The sequence below is a fragment of the Terrabacter terrigena genome, assembly GCF_042676085.1.
Taxonomy (GTDB): Bacteria; Actinomycetota; Actinomycetes; order Actinomycetales; family Dermatophilaceae; genus Terrabacter; species Terrabacter terrigena.
This window is the reverse complement of record NZ_JBHTKH010000001.1, coordinates 281,616-295,581: the sequence shown is the minus strand read 5'-3', so window position 1 is coordinate 295,581 and position 13,966 is coordinate 281,616. Positions and strand designations below refer to the sequence as shown.

General features: G+C 71.2%; 14 protein-coding genes and 1 pseudogene. 10 read left to right on the top strand and 5 right to left on the bottom strand.

The genetic code is table 11. The features are described 5' to 3' along the window. Window positions 1-17 precede the first annotated feature (17 nt). Entirely contained in the window at window positions 18-851 is an 834-nt protein-coding gene (locus ACFQ2V_RS01370) for a phytanoyl-CoA dioxygenase family protein (protein WP_386050112.1), read from the top strand. A gap of 220 nt (window positions 852-1,071) precedes the next feature. Here the strand turns inward: ACFQ2V_RS01370 and ACFQ2V_RS01365 are convergent, their stop codons facing one another. From ACFQ2V_RS01365 to ACFQ2V_RS01355, 3 genes are read right to left on the bottom strand one after another with little or no spacing between them, the layout of a single operon-like run. Continuing rightward, on the bottom strand, window positions 1,072-1,155 hold the full coding sequence (locus ACFQ2V_RS01365) for an SRPBCC family protein (RefSeq protein WP_386051025.1): 84 nt from the start codon (window positions 1,153-1,155) through the stop codon (window positions 1,072-1,074). Window positions 1,156-1,185: 30 nt separating this feature from the next. Continuing rightward, window positions 1,186-2,178 carry a GNAT family N-acetyltransferase gene (locus ACFQ2V_RS01360; RefSeq protein ID WP_386050111.1) on the bottom strand — a complete coding sequence of 331 codons (993 nt, stop codon included), beginning with the start codon at window positions 2,176-2,178 and terminating at the stop codon, window positions 1,186-1,188. Then, window positions 2,175-2,849, bottom strand: coding sequence for a GNAT family N-acetyltransferase (locus tag ACFQ2V_RS01355; protein ID WP_386050110.1), 675 nt, complete (start codon window positions 2,847-2,849; stop codon window positions 2,175-2,177). Before ACFQ2V_RS01355 ends, ACFQ2V_RS01360 begins: the two co-directional genes overlap by 4 nt. 343 nt (window positions 2,850-3,192) lie before the next feature. Between ACFQ2V_RS01355 and ACFQ2V_RS01350 the strand changes: the two genes are divergently transcribed. From ACFQ2V_RS01350 to ilvC, 3 genes are read left to right on the top strand one after another with little or no spacing between them, the layout of a single operon-like run. Continuing rightward, a complete protein-coding gene (locus tag ACFQ2V_RS01350) occupies window positions 3,193-5,055 on the top strand; it encodes an acetolactate synthase large subunit (protein ID WP_386050109.1) in 1,863 nt (620 codons plus the stop codon). A 2-nt stretch (window positions 5,056-5,057) separates the two neighbouring features. Further along, complete coding sequence (ilvN, locus tag ACFQ2V_RS01345) at window positions 5,058-5,570, top strand: acetolactate synthase small subunit (RefSeq protein WP_386050108.1); 513 nt, start codon at window positions 5,058-5,060, stop codon at window positions 5,568-5,570. Window positions 5,571-5,617: 47 nt separating this feature from the next. Continuing rightward, window positions 5,618-6,646 (top strand): ketol-acid reductoisomerase, encoded by a 1,029-nt coding sequence (ilvC, locus tag ACFQ2V_RS01340; protein WP_386050107.1) that lies wholly within the window; start codon window positions 5,618-5,620, stop codon window positions 6,644-6,646. 71 nt (window positions 6,647-6,717) lie between these two features. Here ilvC and ACFQ2V_RS01335 read toward each other — a convergent pair whose 3' ends face one another. Next, complete coding sequence (locus tag ACFQ2V_RS01335; RefSeq protein ID WP_386050106.1) at window positions 6,718-7,479, bottom strand: SDR family oxidoreductase; 762 nt, start codon at window positions 7,477-7,479, stop codon at window positions 6,718-6,720. 245 nt (window positions 7,480-7,724) lie between these two features. Between ACFQ2V_RS01335 and serA the strand changes: the two genes are divergently transcribed. After that, a complete protein-coding gene (serA, locus tag ACFQ2V_RS01330; RefSeq protein WP_386050105.1) occupies window positions 7,725-9,308 on the top strand; it encodes a phosphoglycerate dehydrogenase in 1,584 nt (527 codons plus the stop codon). A gap of 67 nt (window positions 9,309-9,375) precedes the next feature. Here serA and ACFQ2V_RS01325 read toward each other — a convergent pair whose 3' ends face one another. Beyond that, window positions 9,376-10,626: an AI-2E family transporter gene (locus ACFQ2V_RS01325; RefSeq protein WP_386050104.1), complete on the bottom strand. Its 1,251-nt coding sequence runs from the start codon at window positions 10,624-10,626 to the stop codon at window positions 9,376-9,378. A 332-nt stretch (window positions 10,627-10,958) separates the two neighbouring features. On the opposite strand from ACFQ2V_RS01325, the gene ACFQ2V_RS01320 reads away from it, so the two are divergent. The 5 genes and pseudogenes from ACFQ2V_RS01320 to ACFQ2V_RS01300 all read left to right on the top strand — a co-directional run bounded on the left by ACFQ2V_RS01320 (window position 10,959) and on the right by ACFQ2V_RS01300 (window position 13,934). Then, a complete protein-coding gene (locus tag ACFQ2V_RS01320) occupies window positions 10,959-11,039 on the top strand; it encodes a 3-isopropylmalate dehydrogenase (protein ID WP_081633825.1) in 81 nt (26 codons plus the stop codon). Window positions 11,040-11,156: 117 nt separating this feature from the next. Further along, complete coding sequence (locus ACFQ2V_RS01315; protein ID WP_386050103.1) at window positions 11,157-12,221, top strand: 3-isopropylmalate dehydrogenase; 1,065 nt, start codon at window positions 11,157-11,159, stop codon at window positions 12,219-12,221. Window positions 12,222-12,450: 229 nt separating this feature from the next. Then, on the top strand, window positions 12,451-13,548 hold the full coding sequence (locus ACFQ2V_RS01310) for a branched-chain amino acid aminotransferase (RefSeq protein ID WP_386050102.1): 1,098 nt from the start codon (window positions 12,451-12,453) through the stop codon (window positions 13,546-13,548). Between the two features lie 4 nt (window positions 13,549-13,552). Further along, a pseudogene (locus tag ACFQ2V_RS01305) lies at window positions 13,553-13,780 on the top strand (HAD family hydrolase); the annotation flags it as partial. A gap of 13 nt (window positions 13,781-13,793) precedes the next feature. Beyond that, window positions 13,794-13,934 carry an HAD family hydrolase gene (locus tag ACFQ2V_RS01300; RefSeq protein ID WP_386050101.1) on the top strand — a complete coding sequence of 47 codons (141 nt, stop codon included), beginning with the start codon at window positions 13,794-13,796 and terminating at the stop codon, window positions 13,932-13,934. Window positions 13,935-13,966 lie beyond the last annotated feature (32 nt).

The following is a 13,966-nucleotide window of genomic DNA, read 5'->3' as shown; positions in this document are numbered from 1 at the left end:
AGAGGATGGCGCGCACCATGCCCACCGACACCCTCCCAGCGCTCACCACGGCATACCCCGTCGGTGACGCTCACGTGGACGCCTTCCGCGCGGACGGGTTCGTCCGGCTCCGCGGCGTCGCACGCCCGGAAGAGGCGGCGGCGTACCGGGGCCCAATCGCGGCCGCTGTCGAGCGGCTCAGCACCGAGTCGCGACCGCTCGCCGAACGCGACGGCTACGGGATGGCGTTCCTCCAGGTGATGAACCTGTGGCGGCACGACGAGGCGGTGGCACGCTTCGTCCTGGCCTCGCGCTTCGCAGACGTGGCTGCCCGGCTGCTCGGGGTGCCGAGCGTGCGGCTCTACCACGACCAGGCCCTGTTCAAGGAGCCCGGCGGCGCCCGCACGCCGTGGCACCAGGACGCGATGTACTGGCCGCTCGACGGCTCGCGCTGCCTGACGATGTGGATGCCGCTCGTCGACATCACGCCGGGCCACGGCGGTCTGTCGTTCGCCCGCGGCAGCCACGTCGACGGCCCGCTCAGCGACATCGGCATCTCCGACGCGTCCGAGAAGCACTTCGACCGGCTCGTCGCAGGCCGGGGCCTGCACATCGACGAGCCCGTCGCGATGCGCGCCGGTGACGCGTCCTTCCACTGGGGCTGGACCGTCCACCGTGCCCTCGGCAACAGCGCGGACGAGATGCGCGAGGTGATGACCGTCATCTGGTTCGCCGACGGCCTGGACGTGCTCGAGCCCGCCAACGACGCCCAGGCGAACGACCTCGGCTCGTGGCTGCCGGGTCAGGCCCCGGGCGACCGGGCCGGGGGCGCGGCCAACCCCGTGCTCGGCGCGGCGTCGAGCGCCGGCTGACCCGACGGCGCCGGACTGGGTCACCGAGAGCGTGAGGCGACAGCGGTCGTCGCCGGTGACCTCGATGCCGTGGTGTGCACCGTGCGGGCTCCCGGACCTCCGGACTGCCACGTGAACGACTGTCCAGGGGTCAGGGACGTCACCGTCCACTTGGCCGTCGGGACGCGCGGCTGGTCGATGGTCGCCCTCGCACCGACCCGCAGGGGCCTGTCGTGCAGCGTCAGCCCCGCACCGACGGCGTCCACTCGGGCCGGCGTGCGGCGTCGCTCAGGATGTCCCAGACCCGGCTGGCGGGGGCCTCGATGTCGATGCCGGCGTGCTCCGTGATGCCTCCTCAGGCATCGCCGGCGTGGGCGGCTCCGGCCGCCTCTGTGGTGGCCGGCGCCGCGACCACGTCGGCCGCCCAGTGGCGCCACAGCGACGTCACCCGCATCCCGACCTTCTCGTAGAGCCCGAGCGCGCCCGTGCGCGAGTCGGTCGACAGCTCGGACCGGTCACCGCCGTGTGCTCGCCCCACCTCGAACGCGTCGACGAGCAGCGCCCGGGCCAGGCCACGGCCCCGCTCGTCGCGGTGCACCGCGAGCTTGTCGACGTACGCGCAGCCGCCCGAGACGATGACGAACGCCATGCCGACCACCTCGCCGGCCGGGTCGGCCATGAGGCGCAGCTGCCACGGCTCGTAGCCGGGACGGTTGACCACGGTGGCCGCCCACTCGTCGAACGTCGTGCGCTCGCGCTCCGACCACTCGAGGAAGGCATCCTCGTTGACCGTCCAGGCGGCCTCGAGGTCGGCCCGGTCGCGGGGCTCGCGGATGGCGTACCCGGCAGGCGTGGGCTGCGGCACGATCGACTCACCGGCGGGCATCTCGAGCACCCACGAGGTCCACAGGCTGCGGTAGCCGAGGGCGGCGAAGAGCCGCTCACCCGCGGAGTCGCCGGGAACGGGCTGGCCGACGAGGGTGCCGCCGTCCCGCGCACCGACGGCGCGGGTCCAGCGCGACAACGCGGCGCCGATGCCGCGGCCACGGTATGCCGGGTCGACCGCGCCGTCGGCCCAGCGCGCCTTGTACACCTCGGCGTACGCGACGAGCCGCTCGCCGTCGAGGACACCGACGGACTGGCTGGCGAGGTCGAAGGCCGGGCGCTGCCAGTCGCCGACGATGTCGGCCTCCTCGATGAGGACCTCGCCGACGTCGTGCTGCTCGCAGGTGGCCATGAGGGCGGCGACCGAGGCGGCGTCGCCCGGCGTCAGCGGGCGCACCGTGAGGGCGTCCGAGCCGCCGGGCAGCACGAGCGCGATGGGGTCGGCGTCGTGAGGGGTGGTCATGCCTGCTCCTGTTCGGTGGCGTCGAGTCCGACGAGGCGGCGGAAGGCCGCGCCGCCCTCCACCGTGATGGCGTGGCCGCCCCGGACGAGGTCCTCCGGGCGCAGGACGAGCCTCTGGTTGACGGCGAGCTCGCCCTCGCGGCGCTGCAGTCGCGTGCGCCCGTCGGGGCGGTATCCGACCTTGCGGCTCACGGCCAGGGACGCGGGGTTGTCGGTGAAGGCGCCCGAGGTGACCTCCTCGGCTCCGAGGTGGTCGAAGGCGAAGGCGCAGATCGCCTGGCGCATCGCCGTGCCGATGCCTCTGCCCTGGTGTTCCAGGCCGAGCCACGAACCGGTCTCGCCGGTTCGGGTCACGAGGTAGTCGCGGGTGGAGATGCCCTGCGTGCCGACGAGGGTCCCCTCGTGCCAGACCCCGAGGTTGAGCTCCCAGCGCTCCGGTGTGAAGTCGGCGCGGCAGCGCCAGTGGTACTGGACGAACCGGGTGCGCAGCACGTCCGGCTCGGCGTCGGTCCACGGGTGGTAGAAGGGCATCCGGTCGGCCGGGTGGATGCCACGGGCCGCGAGGTCGGCCAGTACCGCGAGGTCGTCGTCATCGATCCCGCGCAGCTCCAGCGGCCCGGCGGCGACCCGGAGGCCGAGCGCGGGCAACAGGTCGGCGACGGTGCTGGTCATGCGGGCCAGTGTCGCGAGGCCCGTGCGGGGCGACAACCGACTTTCGGGCGCCGGCCCGGCCGATGCGGTCCGTTCCCGCCACCCGTGCGGAACTGACAGTGGGTGAGATCACGATGCCACATCCTGAGACGCCCGTGACCGTCGATTGACACCACTGGGGCCGCGTAGGACGGTTGTCACGTGGCCCGACTCCTCGTACTTCCCTAGCGCGCCGACCAGCTCCACCGGTCAGCGCGCTCCCTTCCGTCCCACCACGGGACCGAGGGGTTTTTTTGTGGCTGGAGTCAGCCCGAGACAGCAGGACATCCGCAGTACGACGAGTGTTCGAGACAAGGAAAAGATCGTGAGCGACACGACCAGGCAGGCGCCCTCGCCCGCTGACGTGGCCTCCCTGGCCCGTCCCCGACCCACCGCTGACGGCAAGCCCGTCGAGCCGGTCACGGCGGCCGCCCCGGCCGTCGAGGTCACCGGGGCGCAGGCGCTCGTACTCTCCCTCGAAGCCATCGGCTGCGACACCGTCTTCGGCATCCCGGGCGGCGCGATCCTCCCGGCCTACGACCCGATGCTCGACTCGAAGAAGGTGCGCCACATCCTCGTGCGCCACGAGCAGGGCGCCGGCCACGCCGCCGAGGGGTACGCGTCCGCCACCGGCAAGGTCGGCGTCTGCATGGCGACCTCCGGACCCGGCGCGACCAACCTCGTGACGCCCTTGGCCGACGCCCACATGGACTCCGTCCCGGTCGTCGCGATCACCGGTCAGGTCGCGAGCGCGGCCATCGGCACGGATGCCTTCCAGGAGGCCGACATCCGCGGCATCACGATGCCGATCACCAAGCACAACTACCTCGTGACCGACCCCGCCAAGATCCCGCAGGCGATCGCCGAGGCCTTCCACGTCGCGAGCACCGGACGCCCGGGGCCCGTCCTCGTCGACATCAGCAAGGACGCCCTGCAGGCGCGCACCACGTTCAGCTGGCCGCCCCAGATCGACCTGCCCGGCTACCGCCCGGTGCTGCGCCCGCACGGCAAGCAGATCCGCGAGGCGTCCCGCCTCATGGCGGCCGCCGAGCGGCCCGTCCTGTACGTCGGTGGCGGGGTCGTGCGGTCCGGCGCGAGCGAGGCGCTGCGCCGGCTGGTGGAGCTCACGCAGATCCCGGTCGTCACGACCCTCATGGCGCGCGGCACCGTGCCCGACAGCAACCCGCTCAACCTCGGCATGCCGGGCATGCACGGCACCGTCGCCGCGGTGACGGGCCTGCAGAAGTCCGACCTGATCATCGCGCTCGGGGCCCGCTTCGACGACCGCGTGACCGGTCAGCTGTCGACGTTCGCCCCCGACGCCAAGGTGATCCACGCAGACATCGACCCCGCCGAGATCTCGAAGAACCGGGTCGCGGACGTGCCGATCGTCGGCGACGCCGGCGAGGTCATCAAGGACCTCATCGAGCAGGTGACGCTCGACCGCGCGAACGCCGAGAGCGGCCCCTGGGACTACACGGCGTGGCGCGAGCGTGTCGCCGAGTGGAAGGCGACCTTCCCGCTCGGCTGGACCGAGAGCGAGGACGGCACCCTCTCACCGCAGTACGTCATCGAGCGCATCGGTGCGCTGTCCGGTCCCGAGGCGACGTACGTCGCCGGTGTCGGCCAGCACCAGATGTGGGCCGCCCAGTTCGTCCAGTACGAACGCCCCAACGCCTGGATCAACTCGGGCGGCCTCGGCACCATGGGCTTCTCGGTGCCGGCGGCCATGGGCGCGAAGGTCGCCGAGCCCGAGCGCACGGTCTGGGCCATCGACGGCGACGGCTGCTTCCAGATGACCAACCAGGAGCTCGCCACCTGTGTCATCAACAACATCCCGATCAAGGTCGCGATCATCAACAACAGCTCGCTCGGCATGGTGCGCCAGTGGCAGACCCTCTTCTACAACGAGCGCTACTCCAACACGGACCTCCAGCCGATGAGCCAGCGCGTGCCCGACTTCGTCAAGCTCGCCGACGCGTACGGGTGCCTCGGTCTGCGCGCCGAGACGCCGGAGGAGGTCGACGCCGTCATCAAGCAGGCGCTCGAGACGAACGACCGACCGGTCGTCATCGACTTCATCGTCCACCGTGACGCCATGGTGTGGCCCATGGTCCCGGCGGGCGTCAGCAACGACATGATCCAGGCCGCCCGCCACGAGGCGCCGGTCTGGGAGCGGGAGGACTGAGCATGAGCAAGCACACCCTGTCGGTGCTCGTCGAGGACAAGCCCGGCGTCCTGACCCGCGTCGCGGCGCTCTTCTCGCGCCGGGGCTTCAACATCAACTCGCTCGCCGTCGGTCCGACGGAGCTGCCCGAGATCTCACGCATCACGGTCGTCGTCGAGGTCGAGGGCGCCGCGCTCGAGCAGGTCACCAAGCAGCTCAACAAGCTCATCGAGGTGCTCAAGGTCGTCGAGCTCGACCCGCACGCCTCCGTCCAGCGCGAGATCGTCCTCGTCAAGGTCCGTGCCGACGCAGCGACGCGCAGCCAGGTGATCGACACCATCCAGCTCTTCAAGGCCAAGGTCGTCGACGTCACGACCGACGCTGTCGTCGTCGAGGCGACCGGCAACTCCGACAAGCTCCGCGCCCTGCTCGACGTCCTCGAGCCGTTCGGCATCAAGGAGCTCGTCCAGTCGGGCATGGTCGCCGTCGGACGCGGGTCGCGTTCGATCACCGACCGCAACCTGCGCAGCGCCTGACCCACCACCAGACCACCAGCACACCGCAACCGAAGGAGAAGGCCACCATGGCCGAGATGTTCTACGACGACGACGCCGACCTGTCGATCATCCAGGGCAAGAAGGTCGCCGTCATCGGCTACGGCAGCCAGGGCCACGCCCACGCGCTCAACCTGCGCGACTCCGGCGTCGACGTGCGCGTCGGCCTCGCCGAGAACAGCAAGAGCAAGGCCAAGGCCGAGGCCGAGGGCCTCGCGGTGACCTCGGTGGCCGACGCGGTCAAGGAGGCCGACCTCGTCGTCATCCTCACGCCCGACCAGGTGCAGCGGACCGTCTACGCGAACGACATCCAGCCCAACCTCAAGGACGGCGCCGCGCTGCTGTTCGGTCACGGCTTCAACATCCGCTTCGGCTACATCAAGCCCGAGGCCGACGCCGACGTGATCATGGTCGCCCCCAAGGGCCCCGGCCACATCGTGCGCCGTGAGTTCGCCGACGGCCGTGGGGTGCCCGTGCTCCTGGCCGTCGAGCAGGACGCGTCCGGCACGGCGTGGGACCTCGCCAAGGCCTACGGCAAGGCCATCGGTGGTCTGCGTGCCGGCGGCATCAAGACGACGTTCACCGAGGAGACCGAGACCGACCTGTTCGGCGAGCAGGCCGTGCTGTGCGGCGGTGCGAGCCAGCTCGTCATGTACGGCTTCGAGACCCTCGTCGAGGCGGGCTACCAGCCCGAGGTCGCCTACTTCGAGTGCCTCCACGAGCTCAAGCTCATCGTCGACCTCATGATCGAGGGTGGCATCGCCAAGCAGCGCTGGTCCGTCTCCGACACCGCCGAGTACGGCGACTACGTCTCGGGTCCGCGCGTCATCGACCCCAGCGTCAAGGAGAACATGAAGGCCGTCCTCGGCGACATCCAGAACGGCACGTTCGCCAAGCGCTTCATCGACGACCAGGACGCCGGGGCACCGGAGTTCAAGTCCCTGCGTGAGAAGGGAGCCCAGCACCCGATCGAGGCCACGGGCCGCGAGCTGCGCAAGCTGATGGCGTGGGTCAAGCAGACCGACTCCGACTACACCGAGGGCTCGGCCGCGCGCTGACCACCACTCGCCTGGCGGCCGGTCACCCGTTCGTGGGGTGGCCGGCCGTCGCCGTCCCGGGGGAGCGGGGCTCAGCGTCCCGACAGCCGGGCGGGCTGGTCGGCGAGCCAGGCCGCGAACGTACGGCCACCCGTCTCGGCGGTCCCGGCCGCCGGCACGTTGTCGGCCCGGGCGAACGCCGTCAGGACCGACCCCACGGCCGGCAGGTGCACGACCCGGGGCGCCGACGCGCCACGGTGGGCGCGCACGAGTGTCGCGAGCTCGCCGACCGTGAGCACGTCGGGGCCGGCGAGGTCCCTCGCTCGTGCGTATGCCGTCGGGCTCGGGCCCAGCGCGAGGTCGGCCAGGCGCAGCGCGACGTGGTCGGTGTCGACGGGCTGGAAGGCCATGTCGCCGATCGCGAAGGTCACCGGGCCCTTCGTCAGCGTGCGCGCGAAGAATGCTGCGAGAGAGTGGAACTGGGTCGCGCGCAGGACGGTGGCCGGGCCCGCGGCGGCGATGGCCTGCTCGGCCCTCAGCTTTCGCCGGTAGTAGGCCATCGGGTGGTCGTCGATGCCGACGATCGAGATGTGCACGAGGTGCACCCCCTGGGCGGCCGCCGCGTCGGCGAGCCGCCGCGTGCCGTGGACCGTCACCGTGTCGCCTGCGGACGCGTCGTCGGCGCAGTGCACGACGGCGTCGGCACCCCGGAGCGCCGCGTCGACCCCCGCCCCGCTGCTGAGGTCGACCCCGGTGCGCCGGCTGGCGGGCACTGCATCGTGGCCCCGCTCGCGGATCTTCCCGACCACCCGGGAGCCGAGGTCTCCCGCTCCACCCGTCACGACGACTCGCACGGCACCCACGGTAGCCCGCACCCGGCGCCCGCGTCCCGGCATACGGAACCGGGTGTCCACGAACCAAGACGAGAGCCGGCGCGCAGCGAGGTTCACATGTTGGCCACGCTCCGTGATTCTCGACACCACAGCCCCTAGACTCGCCGACGGCACGCCGCGGTGTCCCCGACGGCCCGCGTCCGCGATGGGCCCGGCCCTTGCCCTCCACGGCAACCCCGCCGCTCCGTCTCGAAAGGGAACTTCCTGTGAGCAAGCCCGTTGTCCTCATCGCCGAAGAGCTGTCGCCCGCAACGATCGAGGCCCTGGGCCCCGACTTCGAGGTCCGCTCGGCCGACGGGGCCAACCGTGACGAGCTGCTGCCGGCCCTCGCCGACGTCGACGCCGTGCTGGTCCGCTCCGCGACGAGAATGGACGCCGAGGCGATCGCAGCAGCCAAGCGGCTCAAGGTGATCGCGCGCGCCGGCGTCGGCCTCGACAACGTCGACGTGCAGGCGGCGACGCAGGCCGGGGTCATGGTCGTCAACGCACCGACGTCCAACATCACCTCGGCCGCCGAGCTCGCCGTCGGCCTGCTCCTCGCGACGGCCCGCAACATCGCCCCCGCCAACCAGGCGCTCAAGGGCGGCGCGTGGCAGCGGAGCAAGTACTCCGGCGTCGAGCTGCTCGACAAGACCGTCGGCGTCGTGGGCCTCGGCCGCATCGGTGCCCTCGTCGCCGAACGGCTCAAGGGCTTCGGCATGAAGATCGTCGCCTACGACCCGTACGCCTCGCCCGCCAAGGCGGGGCAGCTGGGGGCCCAGCTCGTCGGCCTCGACGAGCTGCTCGCCGAGTCCGACTTCATCACGATCCACCTGCCGAAGACTCCCGAGACCCTCGGGCTCATCGGCGACGAGGCCCTCTCGAAGGTCAAGCCCTCGGTGCGCATCGTCAACGCCGCGCGCGGGGGCATCGTCGACGAGGCCGCCCTGGCGCGAGCCATCGCAGAGGGTCGCGTCGCCGGGGCGGGCATCGACGTCTTCGCGACCGAGCCGACCACCGAGTCGCCGCTCTTCGACCACGAGTCGGTCGTCGTCACACCCCACCTCGGTGCCTCGACCGAGGAGGCCCAGGAGAAGGCCGGCATCGCCGTCGCGAAGTCGGTGCGTCTCGCGCTCGGCGGTGAGCTCGTGCCCGATGCCGTCAACGTCTCGAGCGGCTTCATCGCCGAGGAGGTGCGCCCCGGCATCCCGCTCGTCGAGAAGCTCGGCCGGATGTTCACGGCCGTCGCCGGGAGCGTGCCGACCCAGCTCGACGTCGACGTGCGCGGCGAGATCACCGAGCACGACGTCAGCGTCTGGAAGCTCGTGGCGCTCAAGGGCCTGTTCACCGACGTGGTCGAGGACCCGGTGACCTACGTCAACGCCCCGGTCTTCGCCGAGCAGCGGGGCTGCGTCGTGCGTCTCGTCACCGACCCCGACTCGGGCGACTTCCGCAACGTCACGACGCTGCGCGGCACGCTCGCCGACGGCAGCGTCGTGTCGGTCTCGGGCACCCTGACCGGTCCGAAGCTCGTCGAGAAGCTCGTCGGGGTCAACGGGTACGACCTCGAGGTGCCGCTCACCGAGCACATGCTCGTCTTCGAGTACTCCGACCGGCCCGGCGTCATCGGCAACATCGGCCGCATCCTCGGCGACGCCGACATCAACATCGGCGGCATGCAGGTCTCGCGCCAGCAGGACCGTGCGATCGGCGTGCTCAACGTCGACAGCGCCGTCCCGGCCGCCCTGGCGGCCGAGCTGTCCGACGTGGTGGAGGCCAGGACCTTCTCGGTCGTCGACCTGCAGGACTGACCCGGCCCCCCAACGCACCCAACGCCCCGGCGCCCCGGCGTCGGGTGCGTGAGGTGCGTAGCGTGCCTCAGGAGCGCCGGCCGTCCTCGTCCGGGCCGCCATCCACGGCGTCCTTCGCGTCGTCCTTTGCTTCGTCGTCGTCGTCGGTGTGGAGCTCGGCGAGCTCCGGGACGAGCTCGTGGCGCTTGCTGAAGGTGTCGATGATCGCGAGCGCCACGGCGGCGATCGGGATGCCGATGAGCGCGCCGATCGCCCCGAAGAGGGCGGCGCCGGCGATGACCGAGCCCAGCGCGACAGCCGGGTGGACGTCCATGGTGCGGCGGCTGATGCGCGGCGTGAAGACGTAGTTCTCCAGCTGCTGGTAGATCGTCGCGAAGACGCCGATCCACACGGCGTTGATCGGCTTGTCGAGAACCGCGAACAGCGCCGGCAGGGCGACGCCGATGTACGTGCCGATGGTCGGGATGAACTGGCCGACGATGCCGGCGAACACGCCGAGGGGCAGCCAGAACGGCACGTCGATGACCCAGAAGAACCCGGCGTGGAACACGGCCGAGAGCGCCGCGAGGACCAGCTTCGAGACGACGTAGCCGCCGGTCTTCTCGACCGAGATGGTCCAGACGGTGATGAAGACGCGCTGGTAGCGCTGCGGCAGCCACGACCCGATCGTCTGGCGCAGGCGTGGGCTGTCGGCGGACAGGTAGTAGGCGAAGACGAGGATCGTCAGGCTGTCGAAGAGGAAGGTGAACAGCGAGCCGAAGATCCCGACGATGCCTCCGCCGTAGCGGCCGGCGAGCTCGCCCAGCTTGTCGGGGGTGAGGCTGAGCGCCTCGCGCACCTGCTCGAGGTCGAAGGTCGTGCCGAAGGTCGAGTTGACCCAGTTGATGGCCGAGGTGACCGCGCCCGGCAGCTGCGTCCCGAGCTCCGAGACCTGCGAGACGAACACCTGCCCGAAGAGCTCGGCGAGCCCGGCGAAGAGGACCAGCAGGCCCAGCATCGTGAGTCCGGTCGCGAGCCCGCGCTTCATGCCTCGGGAGGAGAGCCACAGCACGACCGGCTCCATCGCGATGGACACCAGCCAGGCGAGCAGCAGGAGGAAGAAGAAGCTGGCGAGCGCGTGGAAGGCCCACGTCGCGATCGACAGCAGGACCACCGCGGTCAGGACGATGATCGTCACACGCCGGGCGTTGCCCGGCGTGACGGCGATCCAGCGCGCCTCGTCGTCGAACCGCACCCCGGGGACGGCGTGGCTCACGTGACGGTCGTGTTGGTCGTGCGCGTCGCGCGCGTCGTGCGAGTCGGGCAGATGAGCGCTCACGCGGCGAGCCTACGGTCCGGCCGGCGGGGAGCGGGGGAGGCCGCGCACGGGGCGGACGGCCCCCGTGACGTGTGACACGCGCTGAAGGCACAACCGCACGAATGCTGGACGCCCCGTCTCAATTACTGGAAACCCCCTTTACCCGCGGGTAGCCCGGCGTACCGTGAAACCCATGACGCGGCAGGTCGTACTTATTCCCAGCCGCGGCGAGTCCAGGTAGTCAGCACCTCGCCGCGGAGATCCCGCGCACCCTCCTGCTGACTGGCTCGCCCACCCGGGCTCGAGCCGCCTGAGACCACCAGAAGCACGGCAACTCGAAAGACGTGATCCCCATGAGCGAAGACGCCAAGGCAGCCCGTCAGGCGCTGCAGGAGTCGATGGACCTGCGTGACCAGGGCCACACCGAGGACTGAGTCCCGGTCTCCTCCGTCAAGACGAAGGCCCCCGCCCCAGTTGGGCGGGGGCCCTCGTCGTCGCCCACTAAATGAGACGCACGTTCCACATCACAAGACGGCACCTAGGCTGACGACATGGGAGAGACGCAGGTCAAGGACGCCTACTCGATCGCCGTGATCGGCGGTGACGGCATCGGCCCCGAGGTCGTCGCCGAGGGCCTCAAGGTGCTCGACGCCGTCACGGGCTCCGGCGGTCCGAAGTTCGCGACGACCGACTACGATCTCGGCGCCCGCCGCTGGCACGCCACCGGCGAGACGCTGCCCGACTCCGTCCTCGAGGAGCTCCGCGGGCACGACGCGATCCTCCTCGGCGCCATCGGCGACCCGACGGTCCCGAGCGGTGTGCTCGAGCGCGGCGTCCTGCTCCCTCTGCGCTTCGCGCTGGACCACTACGTGAACCTGCGCCCGGCCAAGCTCTTCCCCGGTGTCCGCAGCCCGCTAGACGTCGCCCGGGTCGCCCCCGACGGCATCGACTTCGTCGTCGTCCGCGAGGGCACCGAAGGTCCCTACACCGGCAACGGTGGAGCCCTGCGCGTCGGCACCCCCGCCGAGGTCGCGACCGAGGTCAGCGTCAACACCCGCTACGGCGTCGAGCGCGTCGTCCGCGACGCGTTCGCCCGCGCCCAGGCCCGCCCGCGCAAGCACCTCACCCTCGTGCACAAGCACAACGTCCTCACCCACGCCGGCCACCTGTGGCGGCGCACCGTCGACGAGGTCGGGACGGAGTTCCCGGACGTCGAGACCGCCTACCAGCACGTCGACGCCGCCACGATCTTCATGGCCACCGACCCGGGCCGGTTCGACGTCATCGTCACCGACAACCTCTTCGGCGACATCCTCACCGACATCGCGGCCGCCATCGCCGGCGGCATCGGGCTCGCCGCATCCGGCAACATCAACCCCGCCCGGACGACCCCGAGCATGTTCGAGCCCGTGCACGGCTCGGCCCCCGACATCGCGGGCCAGTCCAAGGCCGACCCGACCGCGGCGATCCTCTCGGTCGGCATGCTGCTCGCACACCTCGGTCTCGACGCCGAGGCCGAGCGCGTCGACGCGGCGGTCGCCGCCGACCTCGCCGACCGAGGCGGTGCCGTACGCAGCACCACCGCCGTGGGAGAAGCTGTCGTCGGCCGCCTCTGACGGCACCGGAACCACACGGCATACGCCCGCGGGCGGCCCGGCCAGTACGCGGGCCCACCCCCGACCGAAGGTGCCTGACCCGTACGCGCGGCGTTCGGGTCGCGCGCGACGGCGGGGCGCGTAGGGCGCATACGGGCAGCACCCCGACCCGGCCGCCTTCGTCGTCTCACGATGTGGGCGATAGCCTGACGTCGGATCACCGCTGATTTTCGCTCCATGGAGGTTTGTCATGTCCCAGCTGTCCTTCGAGGTGACGCGCCGCGACGACGCCACCTCGCCCGAGCGCATCGCCGAGATCCTCGAGAACCCCGGCTTCGGCAAGACCTTCACCGACCACATGGTCGTCGCGACATGGACCGCCGACGGCGGGTGGGGCGATGCGCAGGTCAAGCCCTACGGTCCCTTCCAGCTCGACCCTGCGGCCGCCGTGCTCCACTACGCGCAGGAGATCTTCGAGGGCATGAAGGCCTACCGTCACGCCGACGGCTCGGTCTGGACCTTCCGTCCCGAGGCCAACGCAGCGCGCTTCGCGCGCTCGGCCCGGCGCCTCGCGCTCCCCGTGCTGCCAGAGGCCGACTTCATCGAGTCGCTGCGCCAGCTCGTCTCCGTCGACCAGGACTGGGTGCCCGCCGGCGGCGCAGGCGAGAAGAGCCTCTACCTGCGACCCTTCATGTTCGCGTCCGAGGCGTTCCTCGGTGTGCGGCCGGCCCAGCAGGTCACCTACTCGGTGATCGCCTCGCCGGCCGGTGCCTACTTCCCGGGCGGACTCAAGCCGGTCACCCTCTGGATCTCCACCGACTACGCCCGCGCGGGCGAGGGCGGCACCGGCGCGGCCAAGTGTGGCGGCAACTACGCGAGCTCGCTCGCCGGCCAGCTCGAGGGCATCGACCACGGCTGCGACCAGGCCGTCTTCCTCGACTCCTCGACGCACACGTACATCGAGGAGCTCGGCGGCATGAACCTGTTCCTCGTGACGAAGGACGGCCGCATCATCACGCCCGAGCTCACGGGCACGATCCTCGAGGGCGTCACCCGCAGCTCGATCCTCGAGATCGCCAAGGAGCTCGACCTCGAGCCCGAGGAGCGTCGCATTCCCATCGAGGAGTGGAAGGAGGGCGCGGCCAGCGGCGACATCGTCGAGATCTTCGCCTGCGGCACCGCAGCCGTCGTCACGCCCGTGGGCGAGCTGCGCTGGGACGGTGGGTCGGTCGACCACCGCCGCGACGGCCACGAGGACCGCTACGCCGAGGCGATCCGCAACAAGCTGCTCGACATCCAGTACGGCCGTGCCGAGGACGCCCACGGCTGGTTGACCCGTCTCGTCTGACCCGGTGGGCGCAGCGGGGGAGCCGGGGCTGCGTCGGCCGCGACTCGTCGCGACCGACCTCGACGGCACCCTGCTGCGCTCCGACGGTTCCGTCTCGGAGCGCACCCGCGCAGTGTGGGCCACTGCCGACGCGGCCGGCATCGAGACGGTTCTCGTCACGGCTCGGCCGCCGCGGTGGCTCCACGACCTCGCGCACGTCGTCGGGCCGCGCGGCGTCGCGATCTGCGGCAACGGCGCCCCTGCCGATGCTCACGTGGGCGGGCGTCGGGTGGGCCGTCGCCAATGCGCACCCGGCTCTTCTCGAGGTCGCCGACCGGACGTGTCCCGGCAACGACGACGACGGCGTGGCCGAGGTGCTTGAAGCGGTGCTCGATCAGCGACAGTAAAGGTTTGATCCAGAACCATTGACGCTGACGGT

What these genes read in the sequence shown, in the direction of transcription:
- ACFQ2V_RS01370 (WP_386050112.1), top strand. Translation starts at nt 18, where the DNA reads ATGCCCACCGACACCCTCCCAGCGCTCACCACGGCATACCCCGTCGGT.
- ACFQ2V_RS01360 (WP_386050111.1), bottom strand. Translation starts at nt 2,178, where the DNA reads ATGACCACCCCTCACGACGCCGACCCCATCGCGCTCGTGCTGCCCGGC.
- ACFQ2V_RS01355 (WP_386050110.1), bottom strand. Translation starts at nt 2,849, where the DNA reads ATGACCAGCACCGTCGCCGACCTGTTGCCCGCGCTCGGCCTCCGGGTC.
- ilvN (WP_386050108.1), top strand. Translation starts at nt 5,058, where the DNA reads ATGAGCAAGCACACCCTGTCGGTGCTCGTCGAGGACAAGCCCGGCGTC.
- ilvC (WP_386050107.1), top strand. Translation starts at nt 5,618, where the DNA reads ATGGCCGAGATGTTCTACGACGACGACGCCGACCTGTCGATCATCCAG.
- ACFQ2V_RS01320 (WP_081633825.1), top strand. Translation starts at nt 10,959, where the DNA reads ATGAGCGAAGACGCCAAGGCAGCCCGTCAGGCGCTGCAGGAGTCGATG.
- ACFQ2V_RS01315 (WP_386050103.1), top strand. Translation starts at nt 11,157, where the DNA reads ATGGGAGAGACGCAGGTCAAGGACGCCTACTCGATCGCCGTGATCGGC.
- ACFQ2V_RS01310 (WP_386050102.1), top strand. Translation starts at nt 12,451, where the DNA reads ATGTCCCAGCTGTCCTTCGAGGTGACGCGCCGCGACGACGCCACCTCG.
- ACFQ2V_RS01300 (WP_386050101.1), top strand. Translation starts at nt 13,794, where the DNA reads ATGCTCACGTGGGCGGGCGTCGGGTGGGCCGTCGCCAATGCGCACCCG.